Raw genomic sequence first — 13,134 nt, forward strand, 5'->3', positions numbered from 1 at the left:
GATCCTTCCACGCGGTGCGTGTGGCGGCGGAGTTCCAGGTCCCGGCGTCGCGGCTACGGCCGCATCAGCACGGTGAATAGTTGTTGCAGGGTTTGTGTCAGTACGGCCTCGTCGGCTTCATCGAGGGCGGAGTTGCCGATGACTGTGCGCATCAGCCAGAAACCCGCGATGACGGCGAGAGTCATGGCTGCCCGGTCGGTGCCGCGCAGGTGTGGGGCGATATCGACCAAGTGGGCCTCGACGTGCGTTTCGATACCCGCGCGCAGTATCTCGGCGGCCCGGGGGTTGGGCGCCGAGCGCAGCATCAGCAGGAACGGGGAAAGGTGATCGGCGTCAGGCGCGGTACGGCGGACGAGCGCGGCCGCGATGTCGCCGGCGAGAGTGGCGGGATCGCTGGTGAGGACGGTGCGCTCCGCCATGGAGGCTTCGACCACAGCGGCGAAGAGCCCCTCCTTCGATCCGAAGTACCGGTTGACGAGCATGGCCGTGACGCCGGCTGCTTGTGCGATGTCGCGGACTCCGGCGCCGTCGTAACCGTGCTGGGTGAAGGCGTCGATGCCCGCGCGCAGGATCGCTTCTTTGGTGGCGGCAGCGTCTCGGCGTCGCGGAGGCGTCATGTCTACCAGTGTAGACTAAGGGTTTGTCTACGACTGTAGACACGGAGGGGTTGGAGGGATGGACATGGATCTGAGGCTGGTGGGCCGCCGGGCTCTGGTGACCGGGTCGAGTTCGGGCCTGGGGGTCGCGATCGCCCGACTGCTGGCAGCGGAGGGCGCCGATGTGGTCGTACACGGGCGTGACGCGGCGCGTACACGCGAGGTGGCAGACGCTGTCGGCGCGGTGGCCGCGGCGGTCGGTGACCTCTCCACCGACGAGGGCGCCGACGCGGTGGCCACCATCGCCGGTGCTGTCGACATCCTGGTCAACAACGCCGGTGCCTATGATCATCTCGGCTGGGAGGATGCCTCTCCCGAAGTGTGGTCGCGCACGTACGAGATCAACGTCGTCTCGGGCGTGCGCATGATCCAGCGCTTGGTGCCGGGAATGCGTGAGCGCGGCTGGGGCCGGGTGATCCAGATCGGCGGTGGCCTCGGGTCACAGCCGTTGGCGACGCAGCCCCACTACAACGCCTCTCTCGCCGCTCGGCACAACCTGGCCGTGTCCCTGGCCCGGGAGCTGAAGGACACCGGCGTGACGTCGAACGTGGTCGCTCCCGGGGCCATCCTTGTCGACTCGGTGCGGAAGCTGCTGACCACGATCGCGCCCGAGCGCGGCTGGGGGGATTCGTGGGAGGAGATCGAACGCGATGCGGCCCGGGACCTCGTCCCCAATGACATCGGCCGCCTCGGCCGCCCCGAGGAGGTCGCGGGCGCCGTTGCCTACCTGGCCAGTCCGTATGCCGACTATGTCACCGGTGCCACAATCCGGGTGGACGGCGGGACCGTCCGTTCGGTGAACTGACCTACTGACAGTCGGTGGCACCTGCGTTGTCGAGAGTTGTCCGGCCGGTCGTGTGACTGCTTCGCAGTCGCGTGGTTGATGCGGGCATGCTGCGGGATGACCTGAGGGATGCCGAGGCAGGACGGTCGAGTCCTCGCAGCTTGCTGCGAGCCCGGAGCCCGGTGCGGCCCCGGGTCTGACCGTGTCCACGGGATACCCGAGGGCCTGCGCCGCCGCCTCGTAGCTGAGACCGCCCCAGGCCACCAGGACCAGCACGTCCCCGTGCCGAGCGGGCGGCACGGCCAGCGCCGCCGCCGGCTCGCGGCGTACGGTCCGCGCCACCACCCGGTCCGCGGCCCGTTCGGCCGGCGGCTCGTCGTGGCCGGCGAGGGCCGGGGCCCGGGCCAGGGCCTTGGACCGGCGGGCCTGAGCCCAGCCCATGCCGGCTGATCAGGTTGGTGGCCATGCCGAACTGCCAGGGCCGGGCGCCGGCGCCCGCGCCGCAGGCCGGCGGCGCCAGTTCGGCGAAGCGCCGGGCCGTTCGCTCCAATCACTCCCGCCACTCCAACAGCGCGGAAACCGCGCGTTCCGCGGTCTCGTCGGGGGTCGTCACGGAGCTTGGCCCGCTGACCCAGTGGCCGATGGGCCCACCGGAGTGGTAGCACCAGCTCCATCCCCAGGCCCAGGTGCCGTACCGCTCTCGGATGATCGCGTCTACCTGACGTTCACACCAGCGCTCACCCTGCCGCCAACCGGACATACCGGAGAGGACGGGTGGCACCCACGCGCGGACCAGCGAGCGGAGGTGGGTTTTCTCGTCATCGTCCCAGGTGAACGGGTGGCGGGCAGGGGCGAACTCATCCCAGCTCCGGATGCATTCGTAGGTGACGGGAGGCACACGGTTCTCGGGGAACGGCAGTGTGCCACGGTTGTACGTCAGTGCTGGCCCCTCTACCTGTCCGAAGCGATCGACCCTTCAGTCTCGGCTCAAGGCCCTTGGGTTCGCGAGCGGGTTGAAGGTGACGGTCGCCGAAGTGGCCGACCAACTTCGGTTGGCCCCATTCCCGTGAAGGCCGCCGGGATCATGAAGGAGCTGCTCGGGCGGACCTTGGGGCTGTGGCCGGGTCCCCTTCGCGCCGGGCGGCGAGCAGTGGTCCCAACAGCCGCGTGCCGGGCCCCACCTGACCGCCGGGACCGGGCAGTTGTGTCGTGTCGGCCACGGTGAGCGGCTCTCGGCAGGTGTCGCAGGCCACGACCGGTGTGGTGACGTGTCCGCAGGCATCGTGGTGGATCCGGGCGGGCGGTCCCGCCGGCCCCGCGTACCACTTGTCACCCCAGGCCATCAGTGCCAGCAGGACGGGGTAGAGATCCCGGCCCTTTTCTGTGGCCACGTACTCCTCGCGCGGCGGGCTGTCCTGGTACCGCTCGCGGGTCACTACACCCTCCTCGACCAGGCGGGCCAGCCGAGCGGCGAGGACTTTGCGGGACAGGCCGAGGTCCTCCGCCAGTTCGTCGAAGCGGCGGATGCCGAGGAGGACGTCGCGCATGATCAGGGCAGTCCAGGCGTCGGCGAACAGATCGGTCGCTCGGGCGATCGAGCACGCGACATCAGAGAGGGAGGTGCGGGTCACGCTTCGATCGTATCGGCGTCGGGTTCCTTCAGGGAACTCGCCAATGCTAGGTTTCCTCAGGGAACTTGCCCCGGCGTCGAGGGAGTCTGCCATGTCCATCACCCCGCGCATCGCAGTCGACTCGGCCGACCGGGCGGCCGTCGACGGCCGCCACATCCGGGCCCTGACCTTCCAGGCCGTACGGATGGAGTATCTGCGGCACGTGCTCTCGGAGCTGAGCCTCACGGCGGCCGGCTGCCGGGCGCTCGTCATCGGCAGCGGACGCGGCCTTCCCGCCAGGGGCCTCGCCCAGCTGGGTTTCGAGGTCGTTGCCGCCGATCCGTCCCCTGCCGCGACGGCCCTCGCCCGGGATGCGGACGACGGGCTCGGCATCACGTACCTGACGTCACCCGCAGAGAAACTCGACCTGCCGGACGGCACGTTCGACCTCGTGTACTGTGCCGACACCCTTGAGATCACCGAACGGCCGCAGGCGGTCCTCACGCAGGCGGCGCGTGTGCTGCGCCCTGCCGGGGTCTTCGTCTACGACACCGTGAACCGCACCCTTGTGTCCCGCTTGATCTACCTCGGCGCCTTCCAGGCATTCCCGGGCACCCGGATCATGCCCCGCGGCCGCTACGCCGCCCACCGGCTGCGCCGCCCGGCCGAGCTCGCCGAGGCCCTCGACCGGGCCGGGCTGTCGGCGAAGGACGTCTCGGCATTCAAGCCGCGCGACGCACGCAGCCTGGTGCGCGCGACGCGCGGGCGCAGGCGTGGCACGCTTACCGACGAACAGCTGCCGGAGCTGGTCCACATGGTGCTCGAACAGGAGGGCAGCCCAGCGGTGACCTATCTGGGCTACGCGGTCCGCCGGGCATGAGCCACGCTGGGGCGACTGCGCCACCAGCCTCGGTCTCGACGGCCTCCCGTCACACAAGGTCTTCCGTATCCGTGCGGACTGACACCGGTTGGATCAACAGCGGAACGGTTCATCCACTGCATGACCGAGGACGGTGTCGACGGTCACGGAATTCCCCACTTGTGACGGGTTCAGCGTCACGGAACTCCTCTCCTCACCCTCACGGTCATGGGTCCCCATGGGGACGGCGGTCGCAGGGAGTTGAGAGACTCCCGCTATGGGATCTTGGGGAACCTTGGGGCCGGCATTGTTGTCTCTGGCCGGTGTCGCACTCGGCGCCGGCGGGTCGATCTTTGGCCAGCACCTCGTGTCGCGAGCGAGTACCCGGCAGCTCGAAGTGCAGGAATCAGCCGCGCACCGCGCGGAGTTGAAGAGCGCAGTCCTGAAGTTCCTCGGCATTGCGTCGCAGGTGGAGAAGGCGGCCCTCACGCGCCCGGTCAGGGATGGGGCGGCGGACGACGCGGTGCTCGACCGACTCGTCGATGACCTGTGGCTCGCGCAGGCGGAGATCGACCTGGCGGCCAGAAGTGAGCCCCTGCGAGGCTCTGCCTATCGCTATGCGTTCTGCCTGGTGCAGGCAGTCCGAGGCGAGATAGCCGACTCCGCCGCGCTGCGCGGGCCGCAGGCGCAGTTCATGGACGCTGCGTATGACGACATGTGGCCCGGCCAGCGGCGGGCAACCGGGGACTCGGTCGCACCTCGGTGAGGCGGACAGGGGGTTTCAGGCAGCGAGGAGTCCGGGATCGAGGGACCTGGTCGTCGCGAAGCTGCTCATGTTCCTCGTCCTGTGGTTCTGATGGCCGATGGGCAGCCCGGATGGCGAGGAGAACGTTCGTCGTGGTCGACATCACCGGGATCTACGTCCACTGGTACTCAGGCTGCTCGAAGAGCGCGCTGGCAGAGTCGCTGGGGGTGGATCGTAAGACGGTCAGGAAGTACCTGACACCGGCGGAGGCGTCCGGGATCACCCCGGGCGGCCCGCCGATGAGCGAGGCCGACTGGGCCGGGCCTGCCCCGCGTCGAACGTGACCGCGACGGCCACCGCACACGCACCGCCCTCGACAGACTGTTCCCCACTCCACTGCCCGACCCCCTACCGGACTACGCCGACCTCCCGGCCCGGCAGCGCCAGTTGCTCCGCGCCCTGGCGGAACACCACCACCCCTGGATCGTCCGCTGGGTGGCGGGAACGCTCGCCGAGCGCGGCCTGCCAAACTCCCAGGACGGCCTGCGCGCCTACGTCGGGCTGCCCAGCACCGACTGAGTCGCACCGGACGGCGAAAACGGCTGCCGCCTGCCGTGGGCGGTCATGAGCACGCAAGCCGTATGCTGCGATCGTCCGACGAGCCGCCTGCTGAAGGGAAACCGTCCCACCGTGTTCCGAGAGACTCCCGTCTATGACCGCCTTGTCGCCGAGCGCGGCGACATCCCCGTCCAGGTCCGTGGTGAAGCCGACCGGATACGCCGCGACCTGGCACAGGTACTGCCCTGGGTGGCCACCTCCCGTCCGAGCGCACCGCAGAACGTCTTCGAGCCCAAACACCTTCCCACCGCCCTGCCCGGACGGTGACAGCAGTGACCGAAGACAGCACCCGGGTGCCGACGAGGAGACAACCGGGCTCGTGACGTGTGCGAGGGGCATGCTTGATCGCCGAGCCCCGTCCGACTGAGCTGTCCCGGCCATCGACTGCCCGCTCCGGCCGGTGTGCCCGCAGTCCGTGCGGGTCAGTGTCCGCCGCTCGCGCCGATAGCGCTTGGACAGTTGGGCCAGAGCGAGCTGGGCGGTGGTGATGTGGTCGGCGGCCGTGTTGGAGCCCGCGTTCCCCGGCCTGAGGAGGGCGGCGACCGGCTCTCCGGTGCCGCCCGGGCCGTGGTTGACGAAGGCCGTCAGCGGATGGTGGCCGCAGGTCTTCTTCCCGGTCGCGGCCGCGTCCTCTTTGCCGGAGTGCGCGATCACGAGGACGCCGTCGAGATCGACGACGACCCGACCGCCGGCGTCCGGGGGCATTGTCACCGGCCAACGACCAGACAGGGGATCGGACTTCTGAGCGGACCGGGCCGAAGACCGCCGGCTCGCACCGCAGTATCGCGAGGTCCGCGAGGTCCGCGAAGAGTCTCGGTCGGCTGAAGTAGAGCCCACGTGTGGGGTGGCGAGGGTGCGCACCTCGAACGGGTTGTCCGGGGTCAGCTTGTCCGCCTTACGGATCATGTAGTCCTGGACGGTCGGAGTGATGCAGCGGTCCTTGGACAGACGGACGTAGGTGTGCGGGACGACCCCATCCGTTCTCGTCCGGGTCCATCGAGTCCAGCAGCGCCCGGAACCGGTCGTCGGTGGCATCGGCCATGATGACGGTTTTCAGGGGCGGATCGGTGTGGGCACTGCGCCAGTTCGGCCGTACCACAGCGGAGTCACGCACGTCCGGCACCGTGATACGGAGTAGGTTGTCGTCCACCACGTCCCAGGGCTCGGTGAGCATGGCCGGGACGATGAGGCACAGCGCGGAGCGGTAGACGACCCGGTCGAGCATGTCGTGCACGACGTGGGCGACGGCGCTGATCGTCAGGCCACCGAGGCTGGTGCCGACCAGGACGACCGGCCCGTGTTCGGCGAGCCGGTACACGGCGTCCACCGCGTACGAACTTTGTCCGAGCAGGGCCAGTTCGTTTCGCAACGGGCTCCAGGCCCGGGAGTTGCTGGAACCGCCGTGCACGACGGAACTGATGCCGGAGGTCGTAGCAGCGCGGCAGCGGACAGACCCTGTGGGGGAGTTGGAGAAGAAGTGCGCCCGATCCGCCCCTGACGGCTCGCCCAACGTCATGGAGCGGCGGGCCTCAGCGCTTCCCAACTGGTCTTCCCAGGCCCCGCAGAGAGCAGGCCGTCGACTGAGCGGGGTGAGGGCGGTGGCGGCCCGGGTGAGCGGCTCGCGTACGGCGGCCACGGTCTGCTTGCTCGCCACTCGATCCCGCCTCAGCCGCTCGGCCGCGTGCCCGAAGCCCACCAGTCCGGGTCCGCTCTGACGTCGGTTCCGCCAGCGAAGGCGAGCGCGGTCAGCAGGCACGTCCGGCCGCGCTCGGCCGACCCTTCCCACAGCAGCCGGTTGGCGGCGGCCGCGCCGTGCAGCTCCATCACCGCCACCGTCATCGCAGCCGTGTGCACCCGAAGAGCGCCGATCTCGGCCTGCTGCTCTTGGTGGTCGCGGGCGCGGCTGGTCAGCCGCGACGCCGTGCCGGGCGCCGGGAACCCGGCCTGATCGGCCGGACACCCCCTAGCCGGGGGCAGGGGCAGGGCAGCCGTCGTGGCGGGCGAAGGCGATCACTCCGGTGAAGGTGTCGCCCTCCGGCCGTTGCCCGTCGGCCACCAGCTCCAGGAGGCGGTCGTGCGGCCAGCGGGCGGAGCCGAGGTCGAGCCGCCAGCCGTCCCGGGTGAAGACGCGCTGGTCGCCGCCCTCCCGGGAGTGCTCCCGCTGCTTCCAGCCGCGTCCGGTCAGGACGGCGGCCATCCGCGTGCCGGCGTCGCCCTGTGGCACGTCCCGGGTCTCCAGGAGGACGACGACCGTGCACGTCTGCGCCTCCGGCTGCGGCGCGGGCACGACCCGCGGCCGCCCGGCACCACCGGCCTCTACGGCGGCCACGACATCCGCCCGGACGGCGGCCCGGTCCCCGCCGGCCTCCGGCGGAGCGTCCCCGCCGCCGCATCCCGCGAGTGCCACGGCCGTCACGACGGCGGCCAGCACCGCCCGGGCCGCTCGCACGCCGGTCACGGCCGGGGCCGGGCGGACGCGCCGCACGTGCCGGCCACGCCATCGACGGTCACGCCGGTGAAGGACCGGCCCGTGTCCTTCTTCCCCGGCGGCGGCCAGGCGGCCATCTGCTCCTTCGGCTCGGAGCCACGCGACAGGGACAGGACCCGGCCCGCCTTGTCGCTGGAGCAGATGAAGCCGTGCTGCTCCCCGGTCGGTACCGCGCCGACGAAGTTCGAGCCGCGCCGCCTCAGCTCGCCCGCCTGCTCGTCCAGGGGCGCCTGCTCCGGCGGAGCCGGGGTGCCGGCACGGGCCACCGCCCGGCGCTGATGGCGCCGCAACGCCTCGAGGTCGATCGCCGGGAAGGTGAGCCCATTGAAGCCTCCGGTGGCCATCGGCGCCCGGACGTTTCGGCGTACGTCGTCCACGCTCGGCACGGCCGCCCCGCGGGACGCCACCGGAGGTGCCGGCACCGTCGGCCCACCGCCACCCTTCGCGCCTCTCCCACCGCCGCAACCGGTCGGCACCACCACCGCCGGGCTCACCACGGCAGCCGTCGTCCCCGCCCTGCCCATGCATCCTCCACTTCGCGGTTGGTCGTCGCAGGGCGCAGTCTCACACGTCTGCCGCCGGGGACGCGCGGGAGGGGCCGACGTCGTAATCCGATCGCCCTGCGTGTACCCCTGCTGATACCAACTCCTCGTGAATATCGACCCCTTGGAGCGCCTTCTCGCCGAGCGCGCCTGCGAGCGCCTGATCCTCGGCTTCGTCCACCGCCTCGACCTCGGTGAACCGGCCGACGTGGCCGAGCTGTTCACCGAGAACGGCGTGTGGGAGTGGCCGGCGGACGGACGCCGCGTCGAGGGCCGGGCGGCCCTGCGCGCCTACTTCGGCTCCCGCCCCGCCGACCGGCTGTCCCGTCGGCTGATGTCCAACGTCCTGGTCACCGTGACCGCCCCCGACACGGCGATTGCCACCTCGTACTTCTCGACCCACCGCGTCGACGGCCACACCGGCGGCATGGTCCCCGCCGGACCGCCGGTCCAGGTCGGCCACTACGAGGACACGTTCCGCCGCACCGACGACGGCTGGCTGCTTGCCACCCGCGCCCTCTTCCTGCCGTTCGGCGGGGCAACCACGCGTGTCGGCTAGGGGTGTCCCGTCGATCAACCGGCGAACCGGCCGCCGCCTTTCGTGAACACCCGCCAACTACGGCGAGCAGCCCCACAGGCCCTCGCTCGTCCCGCGGGCCCTCGGAGCCGTCCGCACGACACCCGCCGTGTGCGTCGGCACCCGGATCCGGGCGTACCCGGACTTCACGTACCGGCGACTGCTCACGATGTACGCCTCCCGCGTGATGACGCCGCGCGGCTCACGGCCGTCACCGGCCTGGAGCTGACGACCGCCCTGCACCCGCCGACCCGCGTCTCCGAGCCCGACGCGACAGGGGAAGCGGCACTCCGAGCACGACCCCGGCTCACTGGGCAAGGACCCGGTGGACCGCGCCCAGTGCGAGGCGCCCGACGGGCACCCGCTGCTGAAGGACCTGCCGCGCTTCCACGTCCGGGGGGCGACGGAGAAGCTGTTCGAGGAGGCATACGACTGGGCACGGCCGATGACCGATGCCCGAATGCACCGTGCGTCACCCGGTCGGCATCGACGTCAACATGGCCTTCGCTGCCGGGTCAACGGCTTGCCCGTCGGCCTGGGGGCACCACGTACGTCAAGCAGCCGGTGTTCCACCCGAAGCTTCCTGGTTCCTGGCTGGTGGACAGGAGGGCCCGGCCCGGTAGGCCACGCCGACCGTCGCCTACGCCCAGGAGCTGGGCTACGAGGTGCGGCCGACCGAGGCGTACGTCCGCTACGACGACGGCCGTTACCCGGGCGGCTGGTGCAACCGGCTCCGGGACGGCTGCCTCGCCACCATGGCCGACCTCGGCATCCACGCCGACATGGAGCCGGCCGACATCGGGGCGCGGGAGATGACTGCCGTGCGGATGTCCGGTCGCCACGTCGGCGGGACAAGGCCCGCCACGGCTCACCGGGCCGCCAGCCTTCGCCTCACGGGCGCTCGCGTAGCTTGCCGATGCCGACCAGCGGCCGGCCGCCCAGCCGGGTGAAGCGTACGTGCAGCGTACGAAACGCGTGCAAGTCGGTCCCGAGTGTGCAGCCGAGACTTCGACATCTTCGTCGCCCGGCTCAGCCGCACCGCTTCGACGACTGAAGTCACGACGCCTTGACGGCTCATGCGTTGCGCGTACGTCACAGGTAGTGGCGGGCGAAGACGCCGGCCACCAGCTCGCGGCGGCTGTGCAGGCCGGTCTTGTCGAACACCGACTTGAGGTGGTCCTGAACCGTGTGCGGGGAGAGCCCGGCACGGCGTGCGATGTCGGCGGTGGAGTGCCCGCGCAGAACCAGTCCGGTGACGTCCCTCTCGCGCGGTGTCAGCCCGTAGGCCGCGGCGATCAGCCCGAAGTGCTCGCCGGAGTCCGCTTTCTCGACGACCACGGCGGTGTGGGCCCCCGTCGTGTCGGAGCGGCCGAGACGCCAGGCGTGCAACCGCACGCGGCCGTGGGCACGGCTGTGCATCCAGGAGGTGTGGGTCCCCGGCGCGTCCGGCGTCCGGACCGCGGCCGCCACGGCGTAGACGGCGGGGGGCAACCGGTCACCCGCGGACGGGGTCGCGGCGTCGGCCGGTTCGCCCGCCAGGTCCTCGAACCACATGTCCACGGTGGGGGTCCGGTGCACCACCCGGTACTCCCCGTCCAGCAGCACCAGACCCGGTGCCGTCGCCGACGCGCCGGTCTCGGCGAGCCGGGTCAGGTGCAGCTGGCGCAGTACGGAACCGAGCGGCTGAGCGAGCGAGGCCGCCACGGCCAGGTCGGACGGGGCGAAGGCGGGCGCGTCCTGCGCGCGCCCCATGATCAGCGCGCCCCATGCTCCGTGCCGGTCACGCAGCAGCACCCGCAGTTCGTCCCGGAACCCCAGTGGCCGCATGATGTCCCGGTAGCGCGGGCTGCGTTCGAGACAGCCGCCCGTCTCGCGGCTCAGCAGGCCCACGGGCGTCGCCCTGGTCGCCAGCTGGGACAGGTCGTTGGCGTCGCCCTCCCGGTACTCGATGTCGAGCATGCGCGGCATCATGGACGGCGGCAGTGCGTCGCGGTAGTCGCCGCCGGTGTTCATCAGGGTCTGCGGGTCCACGGTCACACCGGCGCAGATGTCGAACCGCAGCGCCGGACGCGTGGCCCGTTTGACCTTCTCGAAGAACTCCTCCACGGTCCGCGCGGACCGCGCCGCCCGTAACGCCGCGTCCGTGACACGACCCGCGCCTGAATCTCCCCCGTTGCGCCTCATAACCCTCCACACTAGCGCCCAGTGTCGTCGCCGGGCGCTGTTCGCGCAGGTGGGAGCCATGGCTCCGGTTGCCGCGCCCGGAGGGACCGGGAACGGGGTGAGGTTGAACCTCGCCCAGTCCTTGCCGCCGTTCTCGCCGCTGCGCAGAGTGATCTCACTGGGCGTGGAGATCTGACCGGCCGGGACGTGACGGTTGAAGTCCGACTCCGCGTCCAGGTCGGTGTACAGCGACGGCGACCTGACCTCGTTCACCCCGTAGCAGGCGTCCAGGCGGCCCGCGAGCTGTGTCCCACGGTCGGTCCGACTCGGTCGGGGGCCCAATATGCCGGGGTGGAGTTCCTCTTGGTCAAGGGCCTTTCGTCGGCCGGTGCCCTTGCCACCCGCTCCGCGGATCGGGCACCGGCCGCTTTCATATGTCGCTACACACGTCGTCGCCGGGCACCCGTCGAGGGCGCTGGTCCGCGCGTCCGGGGCGAGCAATTGGTGCCGCGTCCACGGCAGTGTCCGCCCCGACCGGCACCGACGCCGGCCGTGCGTTCGCCTCGCGGGGTGCCCGCGCTGCTGGACGGACGGGGCGAGGCGGTGCGGCGATCGGCTGGGCGGCGCGGCTCGGTCTCCGCGCCGCTGACGTGTGTCGCGTTGCGTTGGGCCGTGCCTCGGCCCGCTGCTCAGCAGCGGTTCGCGGTGCCGGTGGACCAGAGCGGGTGGGTGATGTCGCGGTAGATGGCGAAGTTGCCGTCGTTACCGATCCGCGCGAACGTCGCGCCCTGGCCCCAGGTGCCGGAGTCCCAGATCGGGATGTCCTCCTTGGTGTACACGACGAGGTTGCCGTCGCCCTGGAAGACGGCGTAGGCACCGGGGTTGCCGTCGGTGGCGGTGTCCCACAGGTACTTGCCCGCAGGCGTGGTGCAGTAGAGGACGAAGTTCCCGTCACCCTGCATGATCAGGTAGCCGCGGTCCGACTGGTAGTGGTCGTCGGGGTTGAAGCGGAAGCCGGGCTTGAAGTAGATGTTGGCCGCCTGCGCGGGCGAGGCGCTCGCCATGGCGATGCCAACCACCGCGAGGCATGCGGTGAGCATGGTCATGAGTTTTCTTCGGAGCGGCAACGGTACCTCCTGGGGCGGGTTTCCGGTTGGTTGCGTCACCGGCGTCGGCTGCCGTCGCCGGCCTGTCCTGATACTGACGAGGGCGCAGCAGGTACTCCATCCCAGAAATCTGGGGGTGCGCACGGGACGGAGGCGGTTCAGCCCCCACGGGCACCCAGAATCAGACGCTTGGCCAGGGAGTCGGGCGCTGCGATGATGCGGACTCGGCCCTGTTCTCGTATAGCTGCGGCGAAGGACATGTAGCGCTGCGTGATTGCCCTGGTGCATTTACGGCCAGGGCGGTGCCCGGCCCGCGCGGCCCGCCGGGCGATGCGGCATCGGCCAGAAGGGGACGCCGCGGTTCTCAGTGTGGGCAGTCGGAGCGTTTCGCTCCACGCGCGCGCCGTTGGTGTGCGGCGGTGGAGGGGCGCAGGGTGTGGCCCTGTCGAGGCCGTGCGTCAGGCGGTGGAGCCGGCCGTGAGCTGGTTCATGATGTCGGCCAGGTTGTAGTGGGCCCGCTTTTCGATGATCTTCCCGTCCTTGAATGTGAACAGGTTGAACATGGAGAAACGTACGTGCGCTCCGCGTGGGGGGATGCCGTAGTAGTCGCCGCCCTGGTCTCCTTCGACCACGACGTAGGCGCCGACCTTGTCGGCTTCGGCGACGGTGTCGAGGACCGTCAGGCGGACGTCGGAAAAGGCGTCGACGTGCTTCTTCTCCGCGTCGATGAACCCTGCGGCACCGGGCCGGGGGCTGTCGATCTGGGGGTAGAAGACGAAGTCCGGGTGGAACATGCCGGTGAGCGTGTCGTAGTCGCCCTGCTGAAGGGCCTGGTAGAAGCGGTGCACGAGGCCGGCGTTGGTTCCGGTGGACATGTGATCGGGTCCTTCTCCGTCGTTCTGGCACGGCGCAGGGGACGCCGCGAGGGGTTGCTCCCAGGGTCGGGGCTCGGCGTGTGGGGAGCCCCGACCCTGGTGCGAGGTCTC

16 protein-coding genes and 2 pseudogenes are annotated in these 13,134 nt (G+C 70.7%); 8 read left to right on the plus strand and 10 right to left on the minus strand.

Going from position 1 to position 13,134, the window contains the following annotated elements:
- Positions 1-53: 53 nt before the first annotated feature.
- Positions 54-617, minus strand: a complete 564-nt coding sequence (locus HB370_RS40215) for a TetR/AcrR family transcriptional regulator (RefSeq protein ID WP_244405920.1) — start codon at positions 615-617, stop codon at positions 54-56.
- Between the two features lie 58 nt (positions 618-675).
- Here HB370_RS40215 and HB370_RS40220 point away from each other — a divergent pair, with 58 nt between their 5' ends.
- Positions 676-1,461 carry an SDR family NAD(P)-dependent oxidoreductase gene (locus HB370_RS40220; protein WP_244405922.1) on the plus strand — a complete coding sequence of 262 codons (786 nt, stop codon included), beginning with the start codon at positions 676-678 and terminating at the stop codon, positions 1,459-1,461.
- 1,061 nt (positions 1,462-2,522) lie between these two features.
- Here the strand turns inward: HB370_RS40220 and HB370_RS40225 are convergent.
- On the minus strand, positions 2,523-3,071 hold the full coding sequence (locus tag HB370_RS40225) for a helix-turn-helix domain-containing protein (protein WP_167513215.1): 549 nt from the start codon (positions 3,069-3,071) through the stop codon (positions 2,523-2,525).
- A 91-nt stretch (positions 3,072-3,162) separates the two neighbouring features.
- On the opposite strand from HB370_RS40225, the gene HB370_RS40230 reads away from it, so the two are divergent.
- The 5 genes from HB370_RS40230 to HB370_RS40245 all read left to right on the plus strand — a co-directional run bounded on the left by HB370_RS40230 (position 3,163) and on the right by HB370_RS40245 (position 5,539).
- Positions 3,163-3,930 carry a methyltransferase domain-containing protein gene (locus HB370_RS40230; protein WP_167513216.1) on the plus strand — a complete coding sequence of 256 codons (768 nt, stop codon included), beginning with the start codon at positions 3,163-3,165 and terminating at the stop codon, positions 3,928-3,930.
- A gap of 256 nt (positions 3,931-4,186) precedes the next feature.
- Complete coding sequence (locus HB370_RS40235; protein ID WP_244405924.1) at positions 4,187-4,675, plus strand: hypothetical protein; 489 nt, start codon at positions 4,187-4,189, stop codon at positions 4,673-4,675.
- Positions 4,676-4,806: 131 nt separating this feature from the next.
- The gene (locus HB370_RS40240; protein WP_244405926.1) at positions 4,807-4,998 is read left to right on the plus strand and encodes a hypothetical protein; all 192 of its coding nucleotides are present in this window, start codon (positions 4,807-4,809) and stop codon (positions 4,996-4,998) included.
- A 103-nt stretch (positions 4,999-5,101) separates the two neighbouring features.
- Positions 5,102-5,233 carry a hypothetical protein gene (locus HB370_RS42590; RefSeq protein WP_280117785.1) on the plus strand — a complete coding sequence of 44 codons (132 nt, stop codon included), beginning with the start codon at positions 5,102-5,104 and terminating at the stop codon, positions 5,231-5,233.
- 111 nt (positions 5,234-5,344) lie between these two features.
- Positions 5,345-5,539: a hypothetical protein gene (locus tag HB370_RS40245; RefSeq protein ID WP_167513218.1), complete on the plus strand. Its 195-nt coding sequence runs from the start codon at positions 5,345-5,347 to the stop codon at positions 5,537-5,539.
- A 195-nt stretch (positions 5,540-5,734) separates the two neighbouring features.
- On the opposite strand, the pseudogene HB370_RS42330 reads toward HB370_RS40245, so the two are convergent.
- The 5 genes and pseudogenes from HB370_RS42330 to HB370_RS40265 form a co-directional block, all read right to left on the minus strand.
- Positions 5,735-6,220: pseudogene (locus HB370_RS42330) on the minus strand (transposase); the annotation flags it as partial.
- Positions 6,168-6,926, minus strand: coding sequence for a hypothetical protein (locus HB370_RS42335; protein ID WP_244405928.1), 759 nt, complete (start codon positions 6,924-6,926; stop codon positions 6,168-6,170). The gene HB370_RS42335 and the pseudogene HB370_RS42330, both read right to left, overlap by 53 nt.
- Positions 6,927-6,937: 11 nt before the next feature.
- Entirely contained in the window at positions 6,938-7,111 is a 174-nt protein-coding gene (locus HB370_RS40255) for a hypothetical protein (protein ID WP_167513219.1), read from the minus strand.
- Positions 7,112-7,235: 124 nt separating this feature from the next.
- Positions 7,236-7,730, minus strand: a complete 495-nt coding sequence (locus HB370_RS40260) for a hypothetical protein (protein ID WP_167513220.1) — start codon at positions 7,728-7,730, stop codon at positions 7,236-7,238.
- Positions 7,727-8,182: a hypothetical protein gene (locus HB370_RS40265; RefSeq protein ID WP_167513221.1), complete on the minus strand. Its 456-nt coding sequence runs from the start codon at positions 8,180-8,182 to the stop codon at positions 7,727-7,729. Before HB370_RS40265 ends, HB370_RS40260 begins: the two co-directional genes overlap by 4 nt.
- Before the next feature lie 235 nt (positions 8,183-8,417).
- Between HB370_RS40265 and HB370_RS40270 the strand changes: the two genes are divergently transcribed.
- Positions 8,418-8,861, plus strand: a complete 444-nt coding sequence (locus HB370_RS40270; protein WP_167513403.1) for a nuclear transport factor 2 family protein — start codon at positions 8,418-8,420, stop codon at positions 8,859-8,861.
- Positions 8,862-9,036: 175 nt separating this feature from the next.
- A pseudogene (locus HB370_RS42340) lies at positions 9,037-9,676 on the plus strand (transcriptional regulator); the annotation flags it as partial.
- Positions 9,677-9,971: 295 nt separating this feature from the next.
- Here HB370_RS42340 and HB370_RS40280 read toward each other — a convergent pair.
- The 3 genes from HB370_RS40280 to HB370_RS40290 form a co-directional block, all read right to left on the minus strand.
- The gene (locus HB370_RS40280; protein WP_167513222.1) at positions 9,972-10,985 is read right to left on the minus strand and encodes a helix-turn-helix transcriptional regulator; all 1,014 of its coding nucleotides are present in this window, start codon (positions 10,983-10,985) and stop codon (positions 9,972-9,974) included.
- 746 nt (positions 10,986-11,731) lie between these two features.
- Entirely contained in the window at positions 11,732-12,148 is a 417-nt protein-coding gene (locus HB370_RS40285) for a hypothetical protein (RefSeq protein ID WP_167513223.1), read from the minus strand.
- Between the two features lie 458 nt (positions 12,149-12,606).
- A complete protein-coding gene (locus HB370_RS40290; RefSeq protein WP_167513224.1) occupies positions 12,607-13,023 on the minus strand; it encodes an ester cyclase in 417 nt (138 codons plus the stop codon).
- Positions 13,024-13,134: the final 111 nt, after the last annotated feature.

Source organism: Streptomyces sp. DSM 40868 (genome assembly GCF_011820545.1).
GTDB classification, from domain to species: Bacteria; Actinomycetota; Actinomycetes; order Streptomycetales; family Streptomycetaceae; genus Streptomyces; species Streptomyces eurythermus.